Origin of the sequence: Burkholderia sp. PAMC 28687 (assembly GCF_001577465.1) — a bacterium.
In the GTDB taxonomy this organism is placed as follows: domain Bacteria; phylum Pseudomonadota; class Gammaproteobacteria; order Burkholderiales; family Burkholderiaceae; genus Caballeronia.
Map to the genome: position 1 here is coordinate 239,421 of NZ_CP014507.1, position 23,521 is coordinate 262,941.

The window sequence follows — 23,521 nt, forward strand, 5'->3', positions numbered from 1 at the left end:
TGCCGCTTTCTGCTATCTTGGCGGCCATGCAAAACATCATCGAAATTTCGAATCTGTCGAAGAGCTATGCGTCCGGCTTCACGGCGCTGAAAAATGTCTCGCTCGATATCCGTCGCGGGGAGATCTTCGCGCTACTCGGGCCGAACGGCGCAGGCAAGACCACGCTGATCAGCATTGTGTGCGGGATCGTGAATCCCACAGAAGGCACGGTACGCGTGAACGGTCACGGCATTATCTCCGACTACCGCGCCGCCCGCGCGATGATCGGGCTCGTGCCACAGGAACTGACCACGGACGCGTTCGAATCCGTCTGGGCCACCGTTTCATTCAGCCGCGGCTTGTTCGGCAAACCGCCAAACCCGGCGCATATCGAGAAAGTGCTGCGCTCGTTGTCGCTCTGGGAGAAGAAGGACAACAAGCTTGTCACGCTCTCGGGCGGCATGAAACGCCGCGTGCTGATTGCAAAGGCTTTGTCGCACGAACCGGAAATCCTGTTCCTCGACGAGCCGACTGCCGGCGTCGATGTCGAATTGCGCCGCGACATGTGGAACCTCGTACGCGGCCTGAAGGCGAGCGGCGTGACGATCATCCTGACGACGCATTACATCGATGAAGCCGAGGAAATGGCGGATCGTATCGGTGTGATCAATCGCGGCGAGATCATTCTGATCGAGGAGAAAGCCGAACTGATGCGCAAGCTTGGCCAGAAAAAACTCGCGCTGCAACTGGAAGATGCAATCGCGCAGGTTCCCGCAGGTCTGAGCGGATACCGGCTGGCGCTCTCCGCGGACGGTTGCGAACTGACGTACACCTACGACGCGCAGGACGAACCGGGCCGCATCATTACATTGCTGAAGGATCTCGCCGATAACGGCGTCCAGTTCAAAGACCTGCAGACGACGCAGAGCTCGCTGGAAGACATTTTCGTGAGCCTGGTCGGAGAGAAGAAATGAATATTCATGCAGTCCGGGCCATCTACAAGTTCGAAATGGCGCGCACGTGGCGCACGATCATGGGCAGCATCATCTCGCCGGTAATCTCCACGTCGCTGTATTTCGTGGTGTTCGGCGCGGCGATCGGCTCGCGCATTCCCGAAGTGAACGGCGTGAGTTATGGCGCGTTCATCGTGCCGGGTCTCGTGATGCTTTCGCTTTTGACGCAAAGCGTCTCCAATGCGTCGTTCGGCATCTACTTTCCAAAATTCACCGGTACGATCTACGAACTATTGTCCGCGCCGATTTCGTATCTGGAGATCGTGCTGAGTTATGTGGGTGCGGCCGCGACCAAGTCGATCATCCTCGGCCTGATCATTCTCGCGACCGCGCGCCTCTTCGTGCCGTTGCATGTGGATCATCCGTTCATGATGATCGTGTTCCTGTTGCTGACGGCGATTACGTTCAGCTTGCTGGGATTCATCATCGGCATCTGGGCGGACGGGTTCGAGAAGTTGCAGGTGATCCCGCTGCTGATCATCACGCCGCTCACGTTCCTCGGCGGAAGTTTCTATTCCATCGATATCCTGCCGCCGTTCTGGAAAGCCGTCGCGCTGTTCAATCCGGTGGTGTACCTGATCAGCGGTTTTCGCTGGAGCTTCTACGGTATCGCCGATGTCAGCGTGGAAATCAGCCTCGTCATGACGCTGGTGTTCCTTGCGGTGTTCATCGGCGTGGTCGCGTGGATCTTCAAGACCGGCTACAAGCTGAAATCGTAAAGGGTGCGGAATATGCGCGATGTGTTGATTGAACAATTCGGGCTTCAGCCGCATCCCGAGGGAGGCTTTTTCCGCGAGACTTTTCGTGGTGCCGACAAGGTCTTTCGGGAGACCTCGCCGCAAGATGGACGCTCGGTGTCCACCGCGATCTACTACATGCTGTGCGACGGCGCGCATTCGGCGTGGCACCGGATCAGGTCTGACGAGGTCTGGCATTTCTATGCGGGCGAACCGATCAACATCCACGTAATCGATACCGCCGGCCACTTGCATACGCATCGACTCGGCAACGCATTGACGCATGCTGACGCCGTATTCCAGGCGGTTGTCCCGACAGGGCAATGGTTTGCCGCGGAGTTATGCGATCCGGCGACCTTCGCGCTGGTCGGCTGCACGGTCGCTCCGGGTTTTGATTTCAGCGAATTCGAACTCGCCGACATCGCGGTATTGACGAAAGCGCATCCGCAGCACGCGGATGTGATCGCCCGGTTGGGACCACGGGCCTGAAAAACGCCAGGCGAAAAAAAGCGGCGCTCTTCTGATAGAGACGCCGCTTTCTCGTGGCCGTTATTCCTATAGATTCGCTCTCACCGCATCGCGAACGGCATCCATCATGCCGCCGTGATTGAGCGGGATATCGAGTGAATCGGCGTAGACGTCCTGATCCGTCTGTGCGCGTGCCTCTTTCGGTTCGCGTAGCACTTGCGACTCATACGCTGTGTCTGCTGACCGGATGGTGTCACGAGCTACGGCGCGCTGCGCTTGAAAACTCTTCACGATGAACTCCTTGCAGTGATGGAGCGGCGGGAGACTGCGATTCTACGCAATTGCGATGACAAATTTACGACGCACGGTCCTGCCGATGCGCGTCATTAATCTGTCGGGCCGTTCGCCTGAACCGCGTTGCGCATCCAGCAATGAAAGTGCGGCTCTACAGTGTAATAGCTGTCACAGCGCTGGAATCGTACTTCTGGCTTATGAAACGAAGAGAGGTATATCAGCAGCGAGCACGGGATTTGGCTTGGAAATTGCCGAATCGAAGAGACGGTTGCAAGAGGTACATACAATATCCGCGCGGGTTACGGAACGCGCATCCACGGCAGCGCGATGCCACGCGGGCGAAAGCCTCGACGCAGATTTGCCTCGCCATGAGAACTTAAAGCGCCGCCTCAACATCAAAGCGGCGCAACGCGGTGTTTCATATTACGGAAAGCGCGTCCGTATTGTGCGGTCGCGCTTCCGTGGCATTTCTCGTGGCTAGATGGCTTGCTCAGGCGTGCTGATCCTGCAGATCGGCGTCGCAGTTCTCATTCTCTGGCATGGAAGCCGCAAGAATCATCGCCGATGCGTTTTGCGGTTTCGGATCCCGTTGCGACGGCCGGTAAACCGCGTCGCCCCGATGAATGATTTCGCCGGTCAGGGCGCACGCACCGTCGGTCGTCGCGGTGGTCACGCGCCAACCCTGATAACCGTAATGGCAAGTTGCCGCATCCGACCAATAAACAATCGCAGTGGCGCTGCTCGGCCGTTCGATGACACGCACCACGGCTTCGGGAAACGGCCGTTCGGATTGCGCCGGTGGCGCCGCAACGTGCGGGTGATCGCGCTCCCACGCTCGCGTGAGCCGCTCTAAAAAAGGATGGACGGCCCGTTGCCGCGGGGCAGTTTCTGCCGCGCTTGCGTGGGTCGCTGTCAACGAGCGGACCGTCTGTTGCCACGGGTCCGCGCTTCTGGCTAACGCTGTCATGGTTCGTTCCTGGCATGGTTCACGCTCGAACTTACGCAATCGGCGTGTTCCGATAAATACCATTCAGGTGAATACACTGTCTTGTTAGCGCGAATAATCGCAACCGACGCTTATGCAATAAGGCTTTGCCCGATGTTGCGCCGCCGCGGCCAACATGATTGAAGACGATTGAAACTTTTAATTATTGCGATAGGCCATCAATTCGCCGGGTATTCCGCATGCAGACATCGTTGCACCGATCGAAACGTATGGCATATGTAAGGTGTCAAACTTTGCGAGAAAGCCTTGGAATGCGTCTTGCGGACGCCATACTGGCTACCTACTACAACACTGAACGAGGTACTCGTGAAGAAAAGTCTTATCGTTACGGCAGTTTTGTTTTCGACTTTGGGCGTGGCATCAGCGGCATTTGCGCAAGGCGCTCCGGGCGGCCCCGGCGGTCCTGGTCACGATGACCACGGCGGTCAGCAGCAGCGCCCGGGCGGTCAACCGCCGCAGGGTATGCAAGGTCACGGCAACGGCTATCAAAATCAGAATCAGGCGCAAAACCACGGTCCGCAGGGCAACCCCGGCGGCCAGCACTATGACAATAACCGTCCGCCTCCCCGCGCCGACAACGGCCCGGGACACGGTGGCCCCGGCGGTCCCGGCATGCGTGGCGACAGCCCGCGCGAATGGCGCCGTGGAGACCGGTTGCCCAATGATTACCGCGACCGTCAGTATGTGGTCGACGACTACCGCGGCTATGGCCTGCGACAGCCGCCACGCGGATACCACTGGGTTGGCGTTGGCGGCGACTATGTTCTCGCTGCGATCGCAACGGGCGTGATCGCTCAGATCGTGCTCAGCGGCGGACACTAAAACCAGCCGGTTGGCGTAACGCAACGCAATGAGGCCGTTCAATGAACGGCCTCTTTTGTTGTGCCGGTGAACCGGCGCTCAACTTGGGTCTGCAATTGCCTTCACCACACGACCCAGCGACTTCAGCGTGGCGTCAGGCGAATCCTCGAATTGTGCACCGATGATGGCGCCATCCACGGCCATTGCCAGCGCGCGAGCATCCGCCTTGGCGGTCCTGGAACCGGCAGGCAGCAATGTCCTGATGACATCCGCCATATCCCGTTTGTGGCGCTGCGAGATATCGACCGCTTCAGGCAGCGTACCGCCCACTTCCACCACCGCGTTGATGAACGCGCACCCGCGATACACCTCGCTCCCGAACCATTCCGCGAGCGTGGGCACGAGCGCGTTGGCAACGCCGCCGTGGCGTTTGACGGCGTCCTCGAACCACGCCATCCAGTTACGATGCCGGTAATCCAGAAACGCCACGATCAGATCGCTTTTCGCCGGATAGTATCGATAAAACGTCTTCTTCGCGACGCCCGATTCTGCGATCACGCGATCGATTCCCGTAGCACGTATGCCATCGCGGTAGAACAGATTGTGCGCGGTAACGAGAATCCGTTCGGCGGGCGGCAGGTCCGCCGCGAAGTCCTTGGTGGAAGCAAGTAGGTTCATGATCGACCATTGTAGACAGGTCTGTCTACCTGCGCTAGAGTACGCCGGTAGACAGACCTGTCTACACTAGCCAAGCCGCTCGATAACCTCGCCAAGGACCCGACATGGAAAGCAAACCGCCGTTCCCCCGTTCGATGCTGAAACCGCCAAGCAGAAGGTCCGTCTCGCTGAGGACGGATGGAATTCGCGCGATCCCAAGCGGGTTGCGCTGGCATATAGCGAAGACACCCGCTGGCGTAATCGGGCGGAGTTCGTGTTGGGCCGTGCTGAAGCCGAGGCATTTCTTGAGCGCAAATGGGCGCGTGAACTCGACTATCGGCTGATCAAGGAGTTGTGGGCATTCACCGGTTCGCGGATCGCGGTGCGTTTTGCCTACGAATGGCACGATGATTCGAAGAACTGGTTTCGCAGCTTCGGTAACGAAAACTGGGAATTCAACGAAGCGGGTCTGATGACGCATCGGCATGCGAGCATCAACGACTTGCCCATCAAGGAATCAGAGCGCAAATATCACTGGCCTCTGGGTCGTCGTCCCGACGATCATCCCGGCTTGAGCGACCTGGGCTTCTGAAGCCGGTAGCATCCGGCGCGGCGGCTGAAGCCAGCGTTTGCGCGCGCTCCAGCGCCGACACGATCACATCGACGGCGCGATCGCGCGCAATTTCATCTTGCTGGCGAAGTGCAAACGACGGGTGATAGGTGGTGACCAGCCATCCGCCGTTGAACGGCAAGGTCTTATCCAGATGACTGCCAAGCGTGGCCTGTTTCCCAACAAGACTGTGCAGCGCGGTTGCGCCCAGCGCGACGATCACGCGTGGCCTCACCGTCGCGAGTTCCTGCTCGAGCCACACAGAACAGGCATCGACTTCACGCTGTGCCGGCGTCTTGTGCAGCCGGCGCTTGCCGCGCGGTTCCCACTTGAAGTGCTTGACCGCGTTGGTCATGTACACGTCGGCGCGATCGAGGCCGGAGCGTTGCATTGCCGAATCGAGCAGTTGTCCTGCGGGACCGACGAACGGACGCCCCTTCAGATCTTCCTGATCGCCTGGCTGCTCGCCGACCAGCATGATCGCGGCCTGTACCGGACCTTCGCCCTGCACGGCTTGCGTCGCTTCGCGCCAAAGCTCGCAGCGGCGGCAGGCATCGAGGGATGTGGTTGCATGGCGGGCAGGCTGGGCCTTTTCCGCTTCCATGATGATTGCCTTGCCGCTCGTCAGGCTGAGCGCGCCGACACCGCTCGCCTGCGCCACTTTTCCGGCACCGCTGCGAGCCTCGCTGATCATTTGCGGAATCAACGGGCCCTCCGGCAAGCCCTTCCAGAACCGCACAGGCATGTGCTGATGCAAGGCGGTTTCGTTGAGGCGCGCCGGATTGAAGGTGCTTTTGTAGTAAGTCAGCCAGAGTTTTTCGGCATCGTCTTCGTTTTCAGGAAGGTGGTCGGCCGCGATCGCGGGGCGTCGCTCGATGCGCAGTTCCGTCCCGCTCCACATGGCCGCGCCGTGCGGCGTGGTGATCATCCACGATGAGCGGCCCATGCGCTGGGCAAAGTGATCGGCGCTCCAGGCGAGGACATCGTGATCGGGTTCGTACCACGCGACATATTCAGGCGCGCCGAGGGCCGGGTCGCGTTTGCGGAAACGCACGTACGCGATCATGTCGTGTTGCGCGCGCCGTACCGATTTGGCCATCTTGTGCAGACGCACGCCGTCTTGGTCGGCGGCCGATTCCACCGCGCGGTCGCCTTGCGACCATCGCCAGATCAGCTTGTAGAGGAATGCCCAGCGTTCGGAATCGCGGAATGACGCCGCTTCCTTCAGCAGCGTTGCAAAAGTCTTGGAGATCGAGAGAACGGGCGCATCGGAGGGCAGGCCGGGCGGCTTTTCTGCGTCGAAAAGAGAGGGGTCGCTTGCCGTGTGGTCGCTGATTTCCCGCCATTCGATCAATTCCGGCGGCAGTTTCTCCGCGAGCGCCGACAACGCAGCCGCGCGCCAAGACGCATATTCACCATCGATGACAACCGTCCGCATCCGCATGAGCGCCCCGGCTTACAAAAGGGAGAGCTGAACCGGCGCGGCGGTGAGCGCGCGGCGCAGATGATCGGACGATACATCGCGAATTGGCGGCTTGTAGTCCTCCGTCGTGACGAAGGGCCGCACTTTGTCCATGCTGCACCTGAGGCGCACGAGGTCGTCGTAGCGAATCTTGCGGGACCGTCGCAAATCGACAATGCGTTTTGCGTTTCTCATGCCGATGCCCGGCACCCGCGCAATCATCCTCAACGCCGCCTTGTTCAGATCCACGGGAAAGCGCTCGCGATGCCCGAGCGCCCACGCGAGCTTCGGGTCGATATCGAGCGAGAGATTGCCCGGGCCATCGAGCAATTCGGACGCACTGAACCCATAGCCGCGCATCAGGAAATCCGCCTGATACAGCCGATGCTCGCGCAACAGCGGCGGCGCCTGCAAAGGCACGGCGGACGGGCTGTCGGGAATCGGGCTGAAGGCCGAATAGTAGACGCGCTTCAACTTGTACGACCCGTACAGCGTTTCTGCGGTGGCGAGGATGGTCTGGTCGTCGGTGGTATCGGCGCCCACGATCATCTGCGTGCTTTGTCCAGCCGGCGCGAAGCGCGGCGCCTTCGGTTCGGCCTCCGATTCCTCTTGCGCCACGCGGATCGAACTCATCGCGATCTTGATGGTGCGTCCGCTTTTTTCAGGCGCGAGCCGTTGCAAGCTGACATCTGTCGGCAATTCGATATTTACGCTCAGCCGGTCCGCGAACAGTCCAGCTTGCTCGATCAACCCGGGATCGGCGTCGGGAATGGTTTTCAGATGGATATAACCGCGGAATTGATGGTCCTCGCGCAAGGACTGTGCGACACGAACCAGTTGTTCCATGGTGTAGTTCGACGAGCGGATGATTCCGGAGCGGAGAAACAGCCCGTCGATGTAGTTGCGCCGATAGAAGTCGACCGTCAGGTCAACCACTTCCTGCGGGGTGAACCGTGCACGCGGCACATTGCTGGAACGGCGGTTCACACAATATTGACAGTCGTACTGACAAAAGTTGGTCAGCAAAATCTTGAGCAACGACACACAACGCCCGTCAGGCGTGAAACTGTGGCAAATGCCTGCGCCCGTGCTGGCGCCGAGCCCTTCAAGTCCACGCGATGACCGCTTCGGTGCGCCGCTGCTTGCGCAAGAGGCGTCGTACTTGGCGGCATCGGCGAGGATTTCCAGCTTTTCGGACAACTCCATTGCTGATCGCCGGTACTGTATATGCGTACAGTATCGGCGTCCGCCATGGTTGAATGCAAGTTCAAAATTGGGTGACAGATCGCAGCCTAGCGCCCGCGCCTTCGATAAAACGCCCACCAACCCGCGAGCACGGTGAACGTCGCGACGATCGCGACCATCAGCCAGAACCCATGCTTGTTCTCGGCGAGCGGAATGCCGCCCACGTTCATGCCCATGATCCCCGCGACGATGTTGATCGGCAATGCCAGCACCGTGACCAGCGTCAGCGTGAACAGCGTCCGGTTGCTTTGTTCGTCCAGACGCGCGGCGATTTCTTCCTGCAAGAGCTTGATGCGTTCTACAAGGCCGGCCACATCGCCGAGAACGAGGGAGAACTCTTCGGTGGCGTCGCGCAGATCCTGCAGGTCGAGCGTCTGCAGCCAGCGCGGCGGACGTGCAAGCAGCCGGAAGATCGATCCCGGCTCGGGCGCAAGCAGGCGCTGCAGGCGCACCAGCACTCGCCGCGATGCACCCAGTTCCGAGCGCGTGGCGGGGGCGCGCATGGAGAGAAACCGGTCTTCGACTTTATCGATGTCGATACTCGTGCGCCTTACGATCTGGACCAGCAAGTCGGCCTGATCGCGCAGCAAATGGATCAGCAGCTCGACGGTCGAGCGAAAGACTTCGCCGCCGCGCACGGCCTCGCGCAGGGTATCGATGGAGCGCAAGGGTTTCAGCCGCGCGGTGACCAGCAGCTTTTCGCGCGTGTAGACCCACAGCGTGGCGATCTCGGATGGCGTTACATCGAAATTGAACATCACGTCGTTGATCACCGCGAGCAGTGCGCCCTCCTGATGTTCGATGCGCGTGGAATGCGAGCCGTCGCGCAACGTTTCAAAGAAGGCATCGGGCAAATCGAGCTGCGTGCGCATCCAGCGTTCGCTTGCGCCGTTTGCCAGGTCGAAGTGCAGCCAGACAAAATCGCCCGCTTCCTCGCCGGCGTTGCATTGCGCAAGCCAGTTCAGCGCGCCGTCCGAATCAATGTGAACGCCCGGCGCGTCTTCGGCAAAACGAAAGCCGCACACGAGGCCGGAAAAGTCAGAGGCGTAGGGCAGGGCGGTGGTCATCGGCGGCGGAGAATGAAAACGGATCACCCACCGATTGTGCGTGCCAATTGCGGCAGTTCGGACGTCCTGTGCAACGAATTCGCGTTACTGTGGGGAGATTGCTGCGTGACACGTAACGGACTTATGGCTGTCACGCCTTGCGGGTAGACTCGCGCGGTGCAAGAAGGCCGTCGAGCGCAGCCTGACCCTTCTCGCTTCATTGCGCATCACGGGGATATACACATGGAAGATCGCGTCGAGCAGGACGAACCCACGCAGACCACGGCCGACGGATTGACGCGGCTGGCGGCAAGCATCGTCGAATTGCTGGGCGAGCAGGCCATCGACAGTCGTCTCGGGACGAAATTGCTCAAACGGCTCGAGAAGGAAGCGAAGCTGGTCGCGGAGCATGGCCCGCAAGCGTTGAACAAGACACAAAAACGCACGTTGCGCGATGCGCTGGACAAACTGGACGAGGCACTGCGTCAGTCCGACGCAAACCTGTTGGTTCTCGCGAATGCAAAATTGCGCTCGACGGATGAATCTTCCGGCAAAAAGGTCAAAGCAAAGTCCTGAACGCCCGACATGCTGGCGCCCATGATCATTCGATGAGCGCCGCTTTCAACCGGCCAACTCATTGTCAGACAAGACGTGTACGGGTTCTGGCCTCACCTCCGCATGAAACGCTTGTGACAATAGAGCAGGTTGGCGCGAAAAATGCTGCAGTTGCTGCACCTGCAAAATATAGAGCGGTCAATGCTTTCAGTTTCCTACTCCCCGAAATGCGCGCTGTGGACGAGCCGCAACGTCGACGCAGACCATGAGCAGTGGCGAATCCTGGTTGTCGATGACAACGCCGCGAGCGCCGAAGGTCTCGCGGCCGCCCTCAACGCAGACGGCTGCGACACTCGCTTTGCGCTGAGCGGTGTAGACGCGCTACAGGCAATCGATGGTTGGGTTCCACATGTCGTCGTGCTCGACATCAGCATGCCGGAGCACGACGGGTTCGCCACTGCCCGCGTTTTACGCCGAATCTCTCCCACCCGCAATGCGGGGATCATCGCTTTTACGGCGCTTGGGGAAGACTACGTGCGCTCGAAGGGCGTTCACGCAGGCTTCGATGGCTACTGCCAGAAAGGCAATGCGCCCGGCGTCCTGGTCAAATTGATTGGTCAGATCGTGCAAGTTCACTGAAATCGGTCGCCGAAGGTCGGTTTTCAACTTCATTTGTCCCCAAAACCTATCGCCGCAAGCCTTCTACAGGCTTGCTTCTGGCGTTTCCCCGGCGCACCCCATCCGCCCGATTATTCTTCGATCCTGAATAGTGTATTGAAGTTTATGGGGATAAAAAACCGATAGTAGGGGTATACACTGCATTTCATCGACGAAGCAGCAACGACGCATTAGCAAGACCGCTGCAACGCCTTGTGAACAGTCGTACGTCTACCCAATATCGGAGCTCATCATGAAAAAGAACCTTCTCGCATCCTTGCTTATCGCCGCTACCGCTTCTATCGCTGTTCCGGCTTTTGCCAGCGGCTACGGCCCGGCGCCTTCGTATCGTCCTTCGGTGGGTGCTCCGGCTTCGCAACAAGGCCAGAACACGCAAACGCTGGCTGCTGAAAGCCGTAATGCCGATGCAAATGCTTACGGTGGCTCGAAGTCGCTGATGCAGTCGGGTTCGACGAGCCGTGACGGCACCACCAAGTCGCAAGCAGTTTTCTTCGGTCAATAAGTCTTTGTGCTGTTGCGCGCACAACCGGCAAACATCAAGCGGTCCTGATCGCGTAAAGCTTCGCTGAATGACCGTGTAATGCGCAAATGCCCGCTGGACTCACGTCCAGCGGGCATTTGCGCTTTTGCGTCGAGGCCGGACGAAATGCTCAGGTGCCGGTCTTCAATGCGTTGCGCATCACGGTCGCGAGTTCGGCCGGCGCAAACTTCGATACATACGCGTTTGCGCCCACCTTGCGCACATGTTCCTCGTTCGCCGATCCCGACAGCGACGAATGGATCACCACCGGAATGGCCTGCATGCCGGCGTTCGCCTTGATGCGGCGTGTGAGCGTGAAGCCGTCCATCTCCGGCATTTCCAGATCAGTCAGCACCAGCGCGATTTCATCCGATGCAAGCCGTCCTTCCGACTCGGCCTTGCGCTGCAGGTCTTCCAGCACATTCCACGCTTCCTGGCCGCTCTTGGTCATGATGAACGACACGCCCATCGCGTTCAGGCTCTGCTCGATCAGGCTGCGGGCGACGCCGGAATCGTCGGCGGCGAGCACCTTCGTGCCGGGCTTCAGGACCAGGCGGCCCGTGCTGGACTCGTTGATCTCGTCTGCAGTTGTCGACGGCAGGACGTCGCGCAGGATCTGCTCCACGTCGAGCACCTGCGCGAGCCGCGAACCGTCCACGTTGCCGTCGAGCCGCGCGAAGCTCGTCACGGTCCGCCCGCTCGAATGCGATTCCGCCGATAGGACCTGGTTCCACTCCAGCCGCACGATATCGTCGACTTCCTCAACGGCAAAACCTTGCGTGGTACGTGCGAATTCAGTCACGAGCAGGATCTTCGGACCGTTTTTCGGCCGGCAACCCGTCACCTGCGCCAGATCGATGACCGGAATGATCTGGCCGCGGATATCGGCGACACCTAGGATTTCGGGATTCGCGCCGGCGACCACGGTGATCTCGGGCATCGCGAGAATCTCACGCACCTTGAACACGTTGATGCCGTAAAGCTCGCGCTGCTCCGAGCCGGGCGCTTCGCCCAGGCGGAACAAGAGCAGCTCGAACATGTTGTTGCCTGCGAGCCGAACCCGCTGTTCGATGTCGTGTTGTGAGCTGCTCAAAATGTTCTCCTGTTCGATTTATGCCGGGCTTTGACCAGCCGGTTCCTGATTAGCGGCGCGGTGCAGGGAAACTGAAGCTCAATTTTGCGGGTTTATGAACGCAGCGTTACCGTGCTGTGCGCATATCGAGTTTGCCGTATCGGGATTGACCCTTGGACGGACTAAAACCCGTGTTTTCGAGCGTCCGGGCAACCGGCAGGTGGCCTATACTTTTTGAATGGGCTGGGTAATTTTCATGTAAGGCAAGACGTGGCCCCATGTGGTACGCCCTGCCGTCCGGCAGGCGTCGCGCGGTTCAACGGAGGCGTTCGATGGCAACAGTCGCACAAGTTCTTAATTCGAAACCCGATCACACCATCTTCACGATTGCCGACACGGCTTCGGTCTACGACGCCATCGTCATGATGGCGGAAAAGCATATCGGCGCGCTGATCGTGACGCACGGCGAGGCCATTGTCGGGATCATGACCGAGCGCGATTACGCGCGCAAAGTGGTGCTGATGGACCGGGTTTCGCGGCAGACCCCGGTGCACGAAATCATGACTTCGCAAGTGCGTTTCGTGCGCCCGGAGCAGACCACGGACGACTGCATGGCGCTGATGACCGAAAAACGCATGCGCCATTTACCGGTCATCGACGGCGAAAAACTCGTGGGGATGATTTCCATAGGTGACCTGGTGAAAAACATCATGTCCGAGCAGGAGCTCACCATCCACCAACTCGAAGGTTATATACGCGGCGAACATATGTAGCCGGCGTTTGTAGTCGCTTTGCAGGCGCGCGGGGCGGCAAGCCGCGCGTCTTTTTCTTGGCGGAAGAAAATGTAAGCTAATTGTTATAATTGTCGGGCGCCGCAACGGCTACCCGGCAATGGCTGGCGACGCACCCGTTCAATCATCGAGCGTGCTCGATCCGACCTGACAGGAGCGCCATTCATGACGCCCGCCGAACTATCCCCAACGCCATCCGAAGCCGCTCCGCAGGCGCACGCACCTCGGACTATCGCCGCTGATGCGCCGTTTTTCATCGTGATAAACGCGGGTTCGGGGCGCAAACAAAACGATGAGACCCGCGCCGCGCTCGAACGAATGCTTGGCGAAGCAGGACGGAAGTTCGAGATCAGACTTGTCGACAACCCGGCAGAACTCGCCGATACCGCCGCCCAGGCGGTGCGCGACGCAAAGGCGCAAAACGGCGTGGTGGTCGGCGCGGGCGGCGACGGCACGCTTTGCGCCGTTGCGGGCGCCGTGCTGGGCAGCGGCTGTCCCTTCGCCGTCTTGCCGCGCGGCACCTTCAACTACTTCAGCCGCGACCACGGCGTTCCGTCCGATCCCGCCGAATCCATTGCGTTGCTGCTCAGTGCACGGGCGCATCCGGTGCAGGTCGGTTTCGTCAACGACCGCATGTTCCTGGTCAATGCGAGTCTTGGTCTTTATCCGAAATTGCTGGAGGATCGAGAGTTGTACAAGCAGCAGTTCGGGCGAAGCCGTCTGATCGCGCTCTGGTCGGCAGCCGTCACCCTGTTGCGCCGGCATCGGCATTTGCGTCTGCACATAGAGCACGATGGCACAATGCAGGAAATCCGGACTTCGACACTATTTGTCGGGAACAATCGCCTGCAGCTCGAACAAATCGGCATGGCCGAAGCGCCGCTGCTGGAACGCGGGTTGCTCGCCGCTATTGCACCGCGCGCCGTCGGGCGGCTTGCGCAAATTGGAATCACGCTGCGCGGCGCGACGGGCAGGATGAGCGACGCCGATAACGTTGTCAGTTTTGCATTCAAGCACATCACGGTGACGCATCCGTCGAAGCGCCGCCGTCTCGTGAAGATCGCAACCGATGGCGAAGTGACCTGGATGAACATGCCGCTCGATTTCCGCATCGCCCCGGAGCCGCTGTATTTGCTGAAACCCGAGGCCGATGTCGCCAACGCCAATCGCTCATGACCCTGCTGTTGCAAATTTCTGATCCTCACTTCGGCACTGAACAACCGCCGGTTGTGGACGCATTGCTGCGTCTCGCCGACACCCATCGCCCGGATCTCGTGGTCATGTCCGGTGACATCACGCAGCGAGCACGGCGTGCGCAGTTCAGCGCGGCGCGCGCTTTCGTCGATCAATTCGGCGCCACACCGTTCGTGATCGTGCCGGGCAATCACGACATTCCGCTCTATAACGTTTTCGCCCGCGCGATGCATCCGTATGCAAATCATCGGCGGGTGTTCGGGCATGATCTCGAACCCGTGTACGAATCGGATGCGCTGCTCGTGATCGGCGTGAACACGACGCGTCCTTACCGTCATAAGGATGGCGAAGTTTCAGTGCAACAAGCCGAGCGTGTGGCGCGGTTGCTCGAGCGCGCGGCGCCCGGGCAACTGCGCGTGGTCGTCACGCATCAGCCGGTTCTCGCCGCGCGTGCGAACGACGTGCATAACCTGTTGCACGGCCGCCAGCATGCGGTTCAGCGTTGGGCGAAGGCAGGTGCCGATCTGATCTTGGGCGGACATATTCATTTGCCGTACGTGCTGCCTTTGCATGCCGCCTACAAGGATTTGCCTCGGCGCATGTGGGCGGTGCAGGCGGGGACATCGCTGTCTTCGCGCGTTCGCGGAGCGGTGCCGAATTCGGTGAATCTGATTGAATACCACGATGCATCGGCTGCAGGCGAACGGCGCGCCGTCATCGAGCGATGGGACTTCAATAGCGAGCGTGTATCGTTTGAACCGGTCACGCGGCGCGAACTCGATTTCAGCACCGAAACGCTCGACGATTCTCTCGCCACCCTTTCATGAGTCAGCCAGATCCGAGATACGCCGAGTTGATTCATGCGGCGCATGTTGCGGGCGAGCATGCGCTCGCGGTGTACGGCGTGACGCTCCTGGTCGCAATCATTGCGGTGCTCGGCGCATGGCGGCTCGTGCAGCGCTACGGTTTGCCGCGTGAACAGGGCGGGTTGTCGCCGCGCGTTTTGCTCGTGGTCCATCTTGTAGTGAGCTTTGCGATCATCGTCGGGGCGGCTGCGCTCTTTGCCGCGATTGCCGACGAAATTGGCGACGGTGAGACACTCGGTTACGCGGATCAGGCTTTTGCCGATGGCATCGCCCAAGGCGTTCCGATCAGCGTGATCCGGATCTTTGCACGCGTTACGCATCTTGGCGATCCGTGGCTGCTCGCGCTTTGGTGCGGACTCGGCGCTGCGCTGCTGGCGCTGCGCGGCAAGCGTGCGATCGCGATCGGGTTTGTGATCGCGATCGCCGGCAACGGTGTCTTGAACACCACGCTCAAACGCATCTTCGAACGCGTGCGGCCGGTGCACGACCGGGAGATCGCCACTGCCGATGGCTGGAGTTTTCCAAGCGGGCATGCATCGGGATCGCTGGTGACCTACGGCATGGTCGCTTACGTGCTGGTGAGCGTCATGCCCGCACGTTGGCGTTTGCCGACGGCCATCGTGGCAACGGTGATTGCCGTCACGACCGCGAGCAGCCGCGTGTTCCTGCGCGTGCATTTCGCGAGCGATGTATTGGCCGGTTTCGCCTCGGGTACAGCGTGGCTGGTGGCGTGTATCGTCAGCATCGAACTCATGCGCCGGTACTGGCGCACCCGTCAGGGTTGAGCATATATCGACAGTTCCGGGAAACCCGTGCCGGAATCGAACTCGCGTGAAAAGCGGAAATCGTCGAGGCTGACGAGCAGGATTTCTGCCGTGGTCCTGACAATGCATCCCGCCGATACATGGCCGCCGTACACACGGCCTGCGGAATCCGAAACGGACATGTGGAGGTGCGCGCCATCGGGACCAAGTGAACCGGCCAACGTCAGGATTTCGAGGTCGCAGTCGAGGAGCGCGGGTTGATCGATACCGGCATAACGCAGGTTCGCCCCGTTCAGGCTGCCAATACCCTGAATCACGAACGCCGCGCCCAAGGCCTTGTTTCGTGCGAGGGCTTCGAGCGTGTTGCGCAGGTCGTCGCCGGGGACGAGACGCACAGGAAGGGTTTGCATGAGTAAATTTCCGCGTGTCTGCAGATGCGTCAATGATGGCATGATGAATCTGGTTTTGCCCGCACTTCAACCTAAAGAGCCACCATGACGACAGAACTCCATATCCTCGCCTGGGCGCTGGTGCTTGCGCTGATCCAGGTGTTGCTGCCATCGGTATTGCGCAGCCGCGAGACCGGTCTTGGCTATAACGCCAGCGCTCGCGACAAGCCGGCAGCGCCGCCCGGCAAGTTGACCGGCAGACTCATGCGCGCGCAAGCCAATCTGTTCGAGACGCTGCCTGTTTTCGCCATCGCCATCCTGATTACGCATATGGTTGGCCGCGAAGGCCCGTTGACGCTCACGGGCGCGTGGCTCTACATCGTTGCGCGGGTCGTGTACGTGCCCGTATATGCAGCGGGAATTCCGTTCCTGCGTTCGCTCATCTGGGTTGTTTCGCTGTTCGGCATCATCCTTATTCTTGTTCCCATCATTTGAAGTCATCCACACCGGAGTCCAGTTCATGACCGACTTGTTGTCCACCATCGACGTGGAAACCGCGCCGAATCCCGAGTTTGCCGTGATCCTCATGCACGGCCTGGGCGCCGACGCCAACGACTTCATCCCGCTCGTGCCGGAGTTGCGCCTGGGCGATCTGCCTGCCGTGCGCTTCGTGTTTCCCAACGCGCTCGAAATGCCGGTGACGGGCAACAACGGCTACGTGATGCGCGCGTGGTATGACATTCTTTCGTTCGATGGCGTGAACCGGCGCGTCGATGAAGCCGGTCTCAAGGCCTCCTGCGACCGCATTCGCGATCTGATCGCGCGGGAAAACGAACGGGGCATCCCGACATCGAAGATCTTCCTTGCAGGCTTCTCGCAAGGCGGCGCGATGACTTATACAGCGGGCCTGACACATCCTGAGAAGCTTGCCGGCCTGATCGTTTTGTCGGGTTATGTACCGTCGCCGGGTCTGATCGATGCCGCCTTTAGCGAAGCAAACCGCGAGACGCCGATCTTTGCTGCGCACGGCACGCAGGACCCGGTTCTTCCGCTGGAACTGGCCGTGCAGGGACGCGACTTCGCGCTGTCCCACGGCTGCAAGATCGAGTGGCATCAATATCCGATGCCGCACTCGGTCTGTGCCGAAGAAGTGGAGGCGTTGCGCGCGTGGTTCGGCGCGCAACTGAGCAATTAAAGCGCTTTGAAGAAAGTTTTTTTGTACAGGTCGAGCATGCCGGCGGCATCCACGCCGATGCACACGGATTGCGCCGGACGATCATCCCAGTCCGGCGCAGGCGCCTTCATGGTCGTCGGTTTCTGGATTGTTTCGCCGGTTGCAATGCCGCTTGTCACCACCCGCACGGGACCATTGCGCACGGTGTAGAGGTGGGGCGCGAGCACGTACGCCACCGCAGACGAATCGTGGACGTATATCCCTTCGAGTCCTGCGCTGTCCTTGTGGAATTGCGCGTAGTGACGCGAGACGTCCCACACGAAACGGCCGGCATCGCCCTGGTCGACAAATCCGGCGAGCCAATCGTTGGGCATGATGGTCTCCTGCGTCACGTCCAGGCCGACCACGGTCACGGGCCAGGGCGCGCCGAGCACGATATCGGCGGCATCGGGATCGCACATGATGTTGGCTTCGGCCGCCGGCGACACATTGCCGAGCACGCCCGCCGTTCCAAATGCGCCGCCCATGATCACGACCTGCTTCACGAGCGTTGCAATCTCCGGATCGGCTTCGAGTGCGAGCGCGAGATTTGTCAGCGGACCGACCGCGATCAGCGTTACTCCACCGGGCTGGGCCCGTATGGTATCGATAATGAATCGATGCGCCGAACGCTCGTCCAGCAATGTATCCCCGGGTTCGCCGAGTTCGATATTGCCCATCCCGTTGTCGCCGTGGATCCAGCCGAGCGGCGCGGGCGGCGCGCGATGCAACGGCGCCCCAGCGCCACGCGCGACCGGCACGCCGGGACAGAATCGCGAGCGCAGGTAAAGCGCGTTGGACGTGGTGGTACTGATGGTCGCGTTCCCATACACACTCGTGATCCCGAGCAGTTCGATATCCGGATGCAGCGCCTGGAAGACGAGCGCCATGGCGTCATCGACGCCCGGGTCCGTGTCGTAGATGACCTTGTGCTGTGTCATAGGTAGAAGGCGTCCGGAAGCTGTTCGCGGGCGGTGGTATCACGCGTCGCGCCCTGCAGGTTGCCAAGGCGGATGGCGAGCTCCGGGCCGCCCAGTTCGATGATCACCTGCCGGCACGCGCCGCATGGTGCGATGGGGCCATCGGTGTCGCCGATCACGGCCAGCGCCGCGAATTCATCGCGTTTGCAGCCCGCGGCAATCGCGCTGAAAAACGCCGTGCGTTCCGCGCAGTTGCACAATCCGTACGATGCGTTTTCTACATTGCAGCCATCGAAAATGCGGCCGTCTTTTGTGAGCAGCGCAGCGCCGACCTTGAACTTCGAATAGGGTGCATAGGCCCGTTCGCGTGCGGTTTTCGCCCGGTCGAGCAATTTGTCCATGGTCATGATCTTTTCCTTAATTGAGCGTCAGGAACATGCCTGCAATCGTCGCGCTCATCAGGTTCGAGAGCGTGGCGGCGAGCACGACTCGCAGGCCGTAGCGCGCCACTTCCGCGCGCCGTTCCGGAGCCACCGCGCTGAAGCCGCCGGTCAGGACGGCAATGGACGCGAAGTTCGCGAAGCCGCACAGCGCGAATGACAAGATCGCTATGGTACGCGGATCGAGCACCTGGAGACCCGCCGCGGCGACGCTTGCGGAGTCCTTCAAATAGGGAGACAGCGACGCATATGCCACGAACTCGTTCAGGATGATCTTCTGGCCGAGGAAGTTGCCGGCGAGCGCGGCCTGGTCCCACGGTACGCCGATCAGGTATGCGAGCGGCGCGAAGATGGCGCCGAGCACGGACTGCATCGACAGATGCGGCGCGCCGAACCATCCGCCGATTCCACCCACGATCCCGTTCAACAAAGCAATCAGGCCGACGAACGCAATCAGCATCGCGCCGACCATCACCGCGATCTTGAGGCCAACGGTTGCACCGGAACTCGCTGCTTCGATTACATTCGCGGGACGTTTTTCATCGAAGCTGAGATGTTCCAGTGTGACGCGGCTCGCTTCCGTCGACGGATGCAGAATCTTCGCAAACAGCAATCCGCCGGGAACGGCCATGAACGAAGCCGCGAGCAGATATTCGACTTTCACGCCAAGTCCGGCGTAGCCCGCGAGCACCGAGCCGGCCACCGCCGCCATGCCGCTTGACATCACCGCGAACAATTCCGCGCCCGTCATGTCGCGCACGAACGGCTTCACGACCGCGGGCATTTCGCTTTGCCCGAGGAAGATGGTGGTGACGGCAGAAAACGATTCGAGCTTCGAGACCCCGAGCAGCTTCTGGAAGATCGTGCCGAGAATGATCACGATCCAGCGCATGACGCCGAGGTAATAGAGCACTGCGATCAGCGCGGTCACGAAGATGATGGCGGGCAAGACCCGCACGGCGAAGACAAAACCGCCATCGCCGAAGATCTCGAACATCTTCGATTGCACCAGTCCGCCGAACAGGAATTCGATCCCAGCGTTGCCATACCCAAGCACGTGATTCACGCCTGCTGCGGCAGCCGCCAGGATGCTTTTGCCGAAGGGCACGAACAGGATGAACGCACCGATTCCAATCTGCGCGAGCAGTGCGGGTATGACGGTGCGCAAGCGGATGCCACGGCGGTTATTGGAGAAGATGAAAGCGATGAACAGCAGGACGGCAATGCCGAGCAGATTGCGGGCGATCAGGGCCATGTCTCTCTACGTCTGTTGTAAGAATGGCCGAGATGCTACGCCATATGGCGTATGAATAAAACCCGGCTTACGCGAAGAGTTCGATGACCGGCCAGTTGCGCTCGGCCGCGATCGCACGCAGCCGGAAATCGGGATTGGTCGCAACAGGATGCGTGACGCGTTCCATGAGCGGGACGTCGTTGACCGAATCGCTGTAGAAGTAGCTTTCCTTGAAGTCGCTCAGCTTCAATCCCTGCGATGCAAGCCATTGCTCGGTCCTGACGATCTTGCCTTCGCGAAACGTCACGACGCCCACGGAGCGGCCGGTGTAGCGCCCGAGCGGATCGTCGCCTTCAGTGTCCAGATCGATCGCCAGCAGGTGTTCCACGCCCAGCGCCTTTGCGATCGGCGCGGTGACAAATGCGTTTGTCGCCGTCACGATGCAGCACAGGTCGCCCGCGTCGAGATGACGGCGCAGCAGCGCGAGCGCTTCAGGGCGAATGGCCGGTTCTATGACTGACTTCATGAAGGCGTCGTGCCACGCATCCAGGTCCGCACGCGAATGACGGGCGAGCGGAGCGAGAGTCAGTTTCAGATACCCGTCCATGTCGAGCTTTCCGGCTGCGTACTGCTGATAGAACGCATCGATCTCCCTGACGTGGTCGGCACTTCCTTCGAAGCCGAGCGTGGCATAAAAGCGCGCCCACGACTGGTCGCTGTCGAGCGGCAGCAGCGTGTGGTCCAGATCGAACAGCGCGAGAGTTCGGCTCATGCCTTGGTTCATGCTTGCGGCCCTTGGATTGCAGGTAAAAAACGCGACAGAACGCAAGGGCATACGATGGCCCGCGCAGGGTCGATGAGTGCGGTCGATCCTATCGGGAAATACCCAAAACTACAACAATGCAAAATTGTACAACTCGTTTGCGTGGCATCATGTGTCAATGGCGTTACAGTGGGAACGATTAACGGAAGTGGCCACATGTTGACTCTCTTGAATATCCTGTCGGGCGTGGCGGTCCTGGTGTGGGGCACGCATATTGTCCGCACCGGCATCCTGCGGGTACTCGGCGCCGAGTTGCGGCGCGTGCTCGCGCGCAGCACGAACAGCCGCTTTCGCGCATTCGGCGCGGGCCTTTGCGTGACGAGCCTGGTCCAGAGCAGCAACGCAACGGCCGTGCTGGCGTCGTCATTTGCAGCGCAAGGACTGCTGCCGTTGGCGCCTGGGCTAGCCATCATGCTTGGCGCCGACGTCGGCACCGCGTTGATGTCGCGCGTGCTGACGCTCGATCTTTCATGGCTCTCGCCTATTTTGTTGCTGGGCGGCGTCATCGCGTTTTTGTCGTTCAAGCAAACGCGCGTGGGGCAGATCGGCCGCACGGTCATCGGGCTGGGGCTGATCCTGCTGGCGCTGCATCTGATTGTCGAGGCGGCGCGTCCCGTGATGCAGGGCGAGGGCGTGAAGGTCATGTTCGGCGCGCTCACGGGCGATTCCATGCTCGACACGCTGGTCGGCGCGGCCTTCGCCATGATCTCGTACTCCAGTCTTGCCGCTGTTCTGCTGACTGCGACGCTGGCATCGTCCGGCGTGATTTCGCTGAAGGTCGCCGTGTGTCTGGTGGTCGGTGCGAACCTGGGAAGCGGCTTGCTGGCAGTGATCGGAACGATGGGGCAGAACCAGGCCGGCCGCCGCCTGGCGCTGGGCAACCTGTTTTTCAAGCTGGTCGGCGCGCTGATCGTGCTGCCGTTCGCGCCGTGGATTGCGCAGGGGCTTGGCGCGGTGATCGCGTACCCGCGCGAGTCGGTGATCACATTTCATCTCGTCTATAACCTCGTGCGTTGCCTTGCGTGCATGCCGCTGGTCGAGCACGTTGCGCGCTTGTGTTATCGGCTGCTGCCGGACCGCCCGGATATGAATCCCGAGTTGCGGCCGCTCTATCTCGATCCCGTCGCGCTTTCCACGCCGACGCTCGCGCTGGCAAATTCGGCGCGCGAGGCGCTGCGCATAGGCGACATCATCCGCACGATGCTCGATAACCTGCTCGACCTGATGCGCACGAATGATCCGGTCAAGGCGCGAACGACGATCCGCATGGACGACGACGTCGATCAGTTGTACGCAGCGGTGAAGACGTATCTGGCGCGGATTTCCCGCGAACAGCTCGACGAAGCCGACAGCCGCCGATGGACCGACATCATCACGCTAACCATCAATCTGGAGCATGCGGGCGACATCATCGAGCGGGTGGTGATGAATATTCAGGAGAAGAAGATCATGCATCGGCTGGCGTTCTCGTCAGAAGGCCTGAGCGAGCTCGAGGACCTGCATGCGCGCGTGATCCTGAACCTGCAGCTTGGACTGAGCGTTTTTCTGAACAGTGATCTGCGCAGCGCCGAGCGCCTGCTTGCGGAGAAAGAACGCTTTCGTGACCTGGAGCGGAGCTATTCATACGCGCATCTGGACCGGTTGGCGGGACAGAGCGCGCGGAGTATCGAAACGAGTGCCTTGCACCTTGACATCATCAGCGATCTGAAGCGGCTCAACTCGCTCTTCTGCTCCACGGCCTATCCGGTGCTCGATGCCGCCGGCGCCTTGCGGGAGACGCGGCTGCGACGCCGCGTACTCGATGCAACGTATGGCAACGACAGCGTCTAGGCAAGGATCACTTGCGGCAGCTTCTTGCGCAATGAAAGCAACGCGGGACCTTCGGCGCCTTTCTTGTTGGTGATCAGGGTATCTACCCGGCTGATCGGGCAAAACGCGATCCGGCTGCATTGGCCAATCTTGCTGTAGTCGGCCAGGATCACCACGCGATCGGCATGCGCGACCATCGCGCGCGCGACTTCGGTCTCGGCGTGATCGAAATTGGTCGCGCCATGCCGATGATCGATCGCAACCGGCGAAAGCAGCGCAATATCGGCGCGGTATCGAATGATCTCGGCGACCGTCGTGCCGCCCACTGTCGCGAACGCACGGTCGCTGAGGGAGCCGCCGAGCAGGATGATCTCGTTGCTCGTCTCGGTCTTTTCGCTGGTCGAACGCATCTTCTGCGCGACGTCGATAGAGTTCGTGATGATGGTCAGGTTGGCGAGTTTTGCGAGTTCTTCCGCAAGGATTGCGGTAGTCGTGCCGGCATCTATGAACAGCGTCTGACCGCTGCTGACCAGCGCCGTAGCCGCGCGCGCAATCGCGTTCTTGGATTTGACGTGCGTGTGGCTGCGCTCGGCAATGGGCGCTTCGTCAGCAGGCCGCGTGACGCCGCCGTGCACGCGCCTCAATTCACCCAGTGCTTCCAGATCCACCAGGTCGCGCCTGACCGTCTCGCGCGACACGCCGAGCTCGGCCATGATGCGCTCGGTCGATACGCGCTCGAGCGTTGCAAGCAGCGCTCGAATTCTCTGATGACGATCTTCCTGCCACATGCGGCGTTCCTTGAGCGTTGAAGTCGGGCACATTGCCGTGTGCCCTGGCATGCGACCACAAAACGTGTGTCATCCGCATGTCGCCAATATTAATGAGCTGTTTCTAGAAGGTTTCCCCCATCTCTCCAACCGAAAGATTAACAAGAA

General features: G+C 60.4%; 28 protein-coding genes. 15 read left to right on the forward strand and 13 right to left on the reverse strand.

The features are described 5' to 3' along the window. Positions 1-26: 26 nt before the first annotated feature. The 3 genes from AX768_RS23900 to AX768_RS23910 are packed head-to-tail and all read left to right on the forward strand — an operon-like array spanning position 27 to position 2,218. The gene (locus tag AX768_RS23900) at positions 27-953 is read left to right on the forward strand and encodes an ABC transporter ATP-binding protein (RefSeq protein ID WP_062003632.1); all 927 of its coding nucleotides are present in this window, start codon (positions 27-29) and stop codon (positions 951-953) included. After that, complete coding sequence (locus AX768_RS23905; protein ID WP_062002611.1) at positions 950-1,711, forward strand: ABC transporter permease; 762 nt, start codon at positions 950-952, stop codon at positions 1,709-1,711. Before AX768_RS23900 ends, AX768_RS23905 begins: the two co-directional genes overlap by 4 nt. Before the next feature lie 12 nt (positions 1,712-1,723). Then, entirely contained in the window at positions 1,724-2,218 is a 495-nt protein-coding gene (locus AX768_RS23910; protein WP_062002612.1) for a cupin domain-containing protein, read from the forward strand. A gap of 66 nt (positions 2,219-2,284) precedes the next feature. On the opposite strand, the gene AX768_RS23915 is transcribed toward AX768_RS23910, so the two are convergent. Next, entirely contained in the window at positions 2,285-2,488 is a 204-nt protein-coding gene (locus tag AX768_RS23915; protein ID WP_062002613.1) for a hypothetical protein, read from the reverse strand. A gap of 493 nt (positions 2,489-2,981) precedes the next feature. Next, on the reverse strand, positions 2,982-3,458 hold the full coding sequence (locus AX768_RS23920; RefSeq protein ID WP_062002614.1) for a DUF3331 domain-containing protein: 477 nt from the start codon (positions 3,456-3,458) through the stop codon (positions 2,982-2,984). Between the two features lie 501 nt (positions 3,459-3,959). Between AX768_RS23920 and AX768_RS23925 the strand changes: the two genes are divergently transcribed. After that, positions 3,960-4,319: an RcnB family protein gene (locus tag AX768_RS23925; protein ID WP_082779134.1), complete on the forward strand. Its 360-nt coding sequence runs from the start codon at positions 3,960-3,962 to the stop codon at positions 4,317-4,319. 78 nt (positions 4,320-4,397) lie between these two features. Here AX768_RS23925 and AX768_RS23930 read toward each other — a convergent pair whose 3' ends face one another. After that, complete coding sequence (locus AX768_RS23930; protein ID WP_062002616.1) at positions 4,398-4,976, reverse strand: TetR/AcrR family transcriptional regulator; 579 nt, start codon at positions 4,974-4,976, stop codon at positions 4,398-4,400. Positions 4,977-5,058: 82 nt separating this feature from the next. Here AX768_RS23930 and AX768_RS32180 point away from each other — a divergent pair, with 82 nt between their 5' ends. Next, positions 5,059-5,547 (forward strand): nuclear transport factor 2 family protein, encoded by a 489-nt coding sequence (locus AX768_RS32180; protein ID WP_082779057.1) that lies wholly within the window; start codon positions 5,059-5,061, stop codon positions 5,545-5,547. Here AX768_RS32180 and AX768_RS23940 read toward each other — a convergent pair. The 3 genes from AX768_RS23940 to AX768_RS23950 form a co-directional block, all read right to left on the reverse strand. After that, positions 5,465-7,003, reverse strand: a complete 1,539-nt coding sequence (locus AX768_RS23940) for a UdgX family uracil-DNA binding protein (protein WP_082779135.1) — start codon at positions 7,001-7,003, stop codon at positions 5,465-5,467. The two genes, AX768_RS32180 and AX768_RS23940, sit on opposite strands and share 83 nt — an antisense overlap. 18 nt (positions 7,004-7,021) lie before the next feature. Further along, positions 7,022-8,233 carry a putative DNA modification/repair radical SAM protein gene (locus AX768_RS23945; RefSeq protein ID WP_062002618.1) on the reverse strand — a complete coding sequence of 404 codons (1,212 nt, stop codon included), beginning with the start codon at positions 8,231-8,233 and terminating at the stop codon, positions 7,022-7,024. Between the two features lie 86 nt (positions 8,234-8,319). Beyond that, positions 8,320-9,339, reverse strand: coding sequence for a transporter (locus AX768_RS23950; protein WP_062002619.1), 1,020 nt, complete (start codon positions 9,337-9,339; stop codon positions 8,320-8,322). A gap of 222 nt (positions 9,340-9,561) precedes the next feature. Here AX768_RS23950 and AX768_RS23955 point away from each other — a divergent pair, with 222 nt between their 5' ends. From AX768_RS23955 to AX768_RS23965, 3 genes are all read left to right on the forward strand, one after another. Continuing rightward, positions 9,562-9,894, forward strand: coding sequence for a hypothetical protein (locus tag AX768_RS23955; protein ID WP_062002620.1), 333 nt, complete (start codon positions 9,562-9,564; stop codon positions 9,892-9,894). Positions 9,895-10,074: 180 nt separating this feature from the next. Continuing rightward, positions 10,075-10,512, forward strand: a complete 438-nt coding sequence (locus tag AX768_RS23960) for a response regulator (protein ID WP_062003633.1) — start codon at positions 10,075-10,077, stop codon at positions 10,510-10,512. 271 nt (positions 10,513-10,783) lie between these two features. Beyond that, positions 10,784-11,053, forward strand: coding sequence for a hypothetical protein (locus AX768_RS23965; RefSeq protein ID WP_062002621.1), 270 nt, complete (start codon positions 10,784-10,786; stop codon positions 11,051-11,053). A gap of 148 nt (positions 11,054-11,201) precedes the next feature. Here the strand turns inward: AX768_RS23965 and AX768_RS23970 are convergent, their stop codons facing one another. Further along, on the reverse strand, positions 11,202-12,164 hold the full coding sequence (locus AX768_RS23970) for a chemotaxis protein (protein ID WP_062002622.1): 963 nt from the start codon (positions 12,162-12,164) through the stop codon (positions 11,202-11,204). A 311-nt stretch (positions 12,165-12,475) separates the two neighbouring features. Between AX768_RS23970 and AX768_RS23975 the strand changes: the two genes are divergently transcribed. The 4 genes from AX768_RS23975 (at position 12,476) to AX768_RS23990 (ending at position 15,779) form a co-directional block, all read left to right on the forward strand. Beyond that, positions 12,476-12,916 carry a CBS domain-containing protein gene (locus AX768_RS23975; protein WP_062002623.1) on the forward strand — a complete coding sequence of 147 codons (441 nt, stop codon included), beginning with the start codon at positions 12,476-12,478 and terminating at the stop codon, positions 12,914-12,916. A 183-nt stretch (positions 12,917-13,099) separates the two neighbouring features. Continuing rightward, positions 13,100-14,110 carry a diacylglycerol/lipid kinase family protein gene (locus tag AX768_RS23980; protein ID WP_062002624.1) on the forward strand — a complete coding sequence of 337 codons (1,011 nt, stop codon included), beginning with the start codon at positions 13,100-13,102 and terminating at the stop codon, positions 14,108-14,110. Next, the gene (locus AX768_RS23985) at positions 14,107-14,955 is read left to right on the forward strand and encodes a metallophosphoesterase family protein (protein ID WP_062002625.1); all 849 of its coding nucleotides are present in this window, start codon (positions 14,107-14,109) and stop codon (positions 14,953-14,955) included. Before AX768_RS23980 ends, AX768_RS23985 begins: the two co-directional genes overlap by 4 nt. Continuing rightward, the gene (locus AX768_RS23990; protein ID WP_062002626.1) at positions 14,952-15,779 is read left to right on the forward strand and encodes a phosphatase PAP2 family protein; all 828 of its coding nucleotides are present in this window, start codon (positions 14,952-14,954) and stop codon (positions 15,777-15,779) included. Before AX768_RS23985 ends, AX768_RS23990 begins: the two co-directional genes overlap by 4 nt. Here AX768_RS23990 and AX768_RS23995 read toward each other — a convergent pair. Next, positions 15,770-16,168 carry a PPC domain-containing DNA-binding protein gene (locus AX768_RS23995; RefSeq protein ID WP_062002627.1) on the reverse strand — a complete coding sequence of 133 codons (399 nt, stop codon included), beginning with the start codon at positions 16,166-16,168 and terminating at the stop codon, positions 15,770-15,772. The genes AX768_RS23990 and AX768_RS23995 overlap by 10 nt on opposite strands. An 84-nt stretch (positions 16,169-16,252) precedes the next feature. On the opposite strand from AX768_RS23995, the gene AX768_RS24000 reads away from it, so the two are divergent. Both AX768_RS24000 and AX768_RS24005 read left to right on the forward strand, forming a co-directional pair. Further along, the gene (locus AX768_RS24000; RefSeq protein ID WP_062002628.1) at positions 16,253-16,642 is read left to right on the forward strand and encodes an MAPEG family protein; all 390 of its coding nucleotides are present in this window, start codon (positions 16,253-16,255) and stop codon (positions 16,640-16,642) included. 25 nt (positions 16,643-16,667) lie between these two features. Further along, the gene (locus AX768_RS24005) at positions 16,668-17,342 is read left to right on the forward strand and encodes an alpha/beta hydrolase (protein ID WP_062002629.1); all 675 of its coding nucleotides are present in this window, start codon (positions 16,668-16,670) and stop codon (positions 17,340-17,342) included. Here the strand turns inward: AX768_RS24005 and AX768_RS24010 are convergent. The 4 genes from AX768_RS24010 to AX768_RS24025 all read right to left on the reverse strand — a co-directional run bounded on the left by AX768_RS24010 (position 17,339) and on the right by AX768_RS24025 (position 20,726). Beyond that, positions 17,339-18,301, reverse strand: a complete 963-nt coding sequence (locus AX768_RS24010) for a nucleoside hydrolase (protein WP_062002630.1) — start codon at positions 18,299-18,301, stop codon at positions 17,339-17,341. The two genes, AX768_RS24005 and AX768_RS24010, sit on opposite strands and share 4 nt — an antisense overlap. After that, a complete protein-coding gene (locus AX768_RS24015; protein ID WP_062002631.1) occupies positions 18,298-18,687 on the reverse strand; it encodes a cytidine deaminase in 390 nt (129 codons plus the stop codon). The genes AX768_RS24010 and AX768_RS24015 overlap by 4 nt, the downstream gene beginning before the upstream one ends. 10 nt (positions 18,688-18,697) lie before the next feature. Continuing rightward, the gene (locus tag AX768_RS24020) at positions 18,698-19,975 is read right to left on the reverse strand and encodes a NupC/NupG family nucleoside CNT transporter (RefSeq protein WP_062002632.1); all 1,278 of its coding nucleotides are present in this window, start codon (positions 19,973-19,975) and stop codon (positions 18,698-18,700) included. A 67-nt stretch (positions 19,976-20,042) separates the two neighbouring features. Further along, on the reverse strand, positions 20,043-20,726 hold the full coding sequence (locus AX768_RS24025; protein ID WP_062003634.1) for an HAD family hydrolase: 684 nt from the start codon (positions 20,724-20,726) through the stop codon (positions 20,043-20,045). Between the two features lie 207 nt (positions 20,727-20,933). Between AX768_RS24025 and AX768_RS24030 the strand changes: the two genes are divergently transcribed. After that, positions 20,934-22,607: a Na/Pi cotransporter family protein gene (locus tag AX768_RS24030; protein WP_062002633.1), complete on the forward strand. Its 1,674-nt coding sequence runs from the start codon at positions 20,934-20,936 to the stop codon at positions 22,605-22,607. On the opposite strand, the gene AX768_RS24035 is transcribed toward AX768_RS24030, so the two are convergent. Then, a complete protein-coding gene (locus AX768_RS24035; RefSeq protein ID WP_062002634.1) occupies positions 22,604-23,374 on the reverse strand; it encodes a DeoR/GlpR family DNA-binding transcription regulator in 771 nt (256 codons plus the stop codon). The two genes, AX768_RS24030 and AX768_RS24035, sit on opposite strands and share 4 nt — an antisense overlap. Positions 23,375-23,521 lie beyond the last annotated feature (147 nt).

Bases quoted from the DNA above. Each gene is read 5' to 3' on its own strand.
- AX768_RS23945 (WP_062002618.1), bottom strand. From the start codon at position 8,233: ATGGAGTTGTCCGAAAAGCTGGAAATCCTCGCCGATGCCGCCAAGTAC.
- AX768_RS23930 (WP_062002616.1), bottom strand. From the start codon at position 4,976: ATGAACCTACTTGCTTCCACCAAGGACTTCGCGGCGGACCTGCCGCCC.
- AX768_RS23920 (WP_062002614.1), bottom strand. From the start codon at position 3,458: ATGACAGCGTTAGCCAGAAGCGCGGACCCGTGGCAACAGACGGTCCGC.
- AX768_RS23960 (WP_062003633.1), top strand. From the start codon at position 10,075: ATGCTTTCAGTTTCCTACTCCCCGAAATGCGCGCTGTGGACGAGCCGC.
- AX768_RS24010 (WP_062002630.1), bottom strand. From the start codon at position 18,301: ATGACACAGCACAAGGTCATCTACGACACGGACCCGGGCGTCGATGAC.
- AX768_RS24035 (WP_062002634.1), bottom strand. From the start codon at position 23,374: ATGTGGCAGGAAGATCGTCATCAGAGAATTCGAGCGCTGCTTGCAACG.
- AX768_RS24005 (WP_062002629.1), top strand. From the start codon at position 16,668: ATGACCGACTTGTTGTCCACCATCGACGTGGAAACCGCGCCGAATCCC.
- AX768_RS23965 (WP_062002621.1), top strand. From the start codon at position 10,784: ATGAAAAAGAACCTTCTCGCATCCTTGCTTATCGCCGCTACCGCTTCT.
- AX768_RS24020 (WP_062002632.1), bottom strand. From the start codon at position 19,975: ATGGCCCTGATCGCCCGCAATCTGCTCGGCATTGCCGTCCTGCTGTTC.
- AX768_RS24015 (WP_062002631.1), bottom strand. From the start codon at position 18,687: ATGACCATGGACAAATTGCTCGACCGGGCGAAAACCGCACGCGAACGG.
- AX768_RS23905 (WP_062002611.1), top strand. From the start codon at position 950: ATGAATATTCATGCAGTCCGGGCCATCTACAAGTTCGAAATGGCGCGC.
- AX768_RS23925 (WP_082779134.1), top strand. From the start codon at position 3,960: ATGCAAGGTCACGGCAACGGCTATCAAAATCAGAATCAGGCGCAAAAC.
- AX768_RS23910 (WP_062002612.1), top strand. From the start codon at position 1,724: ATGCGCGATGTGTTGATTGAACAATTCGGGCTTCAGCCGCATCCCGAG.
- AX768_RS24025 (WP_062003634.1), bottom strand. From the start codon at position 20,726: ATGAGCCGAACTCTCGCGCTGTTCGATCTGGACCACACGCTGCTGCCG.
- AX768_RS23995 (WP_062002627.1), bottom strand. From the start codon at position 16,168: ATGCAAACCCTTCCTGTGCGTCTCGTCCCCGGCGACGACCTGCGCAAC.
- AX768_RS24000 (WP_062002628.1), top strand. From the start codon at position 16,253: ATGACGACAGAACTCCATATCCTCGCCTGGGCGCTGGTGCTTGCGCTG.
- AX768_RS23940 (WP_082779135.1), bottom strand. From the start codon at position 7,003: ATGCGGACGGTTGTCATCGATGGTGAATATGCGTCTTGGCGCGCGGCT.
- AX768_RS23990 (WP_062002626.1), top strand. From the start codon at position 14,952: ATGAGTCAGCCAGATCCGAGATACGCCGAGTTGATTCATGCGGCGCAT.
- AX768_RS23900 (WP_062003632.1), top strand. From the start codon at position 27: ATGCAAAACATCATCGAAATTTCGAATCTGTCGAAGAGCTATGCGTCC.
- AX768_RS23955 (WP_062002620.1), top strand. From the start codon at position 9,562: ATGGAAGATCGCGTCGAGCAGGACGAACCCACGCAGACCACGGCCGAC.
- AX768_RS23975 (WP_062002623.1), top strand. From the start codon at position 12,476: ATGGCAACAGTCGCACAAGTTCTTAATTCGAAACCCGATCACACCATC.
- AX768_RS24030 (WP_062002633.1), top strand. From the start codon at position 20,934: ATGTTGACTCTCTTGAATATCCTGTCGGGCGTGGCGGTCCTGGTGTGG.
- AX768_RS23985 (WP_062002625.1), top strand. From the start codon at position 14,107: ATGACCCTGCTGTTGCAAATTTCTGATCCTCACTTCGGCACTGAACAA.
- AX768_RS23950 (WP_062002619.1), bottom strand. From the start codon at position 9,339: ATGACCACCGCCCTGCCCTACGCCTCTGACTTTTCCGGCCTCGTGTGC.
- AX768_RS23980 (WP_062002624.1), top strand. From the start codon at position 13,100: ATGACGCCCGCCGAACTATCCCCAACGCCATCCGAAGCCGCTCCGCAG.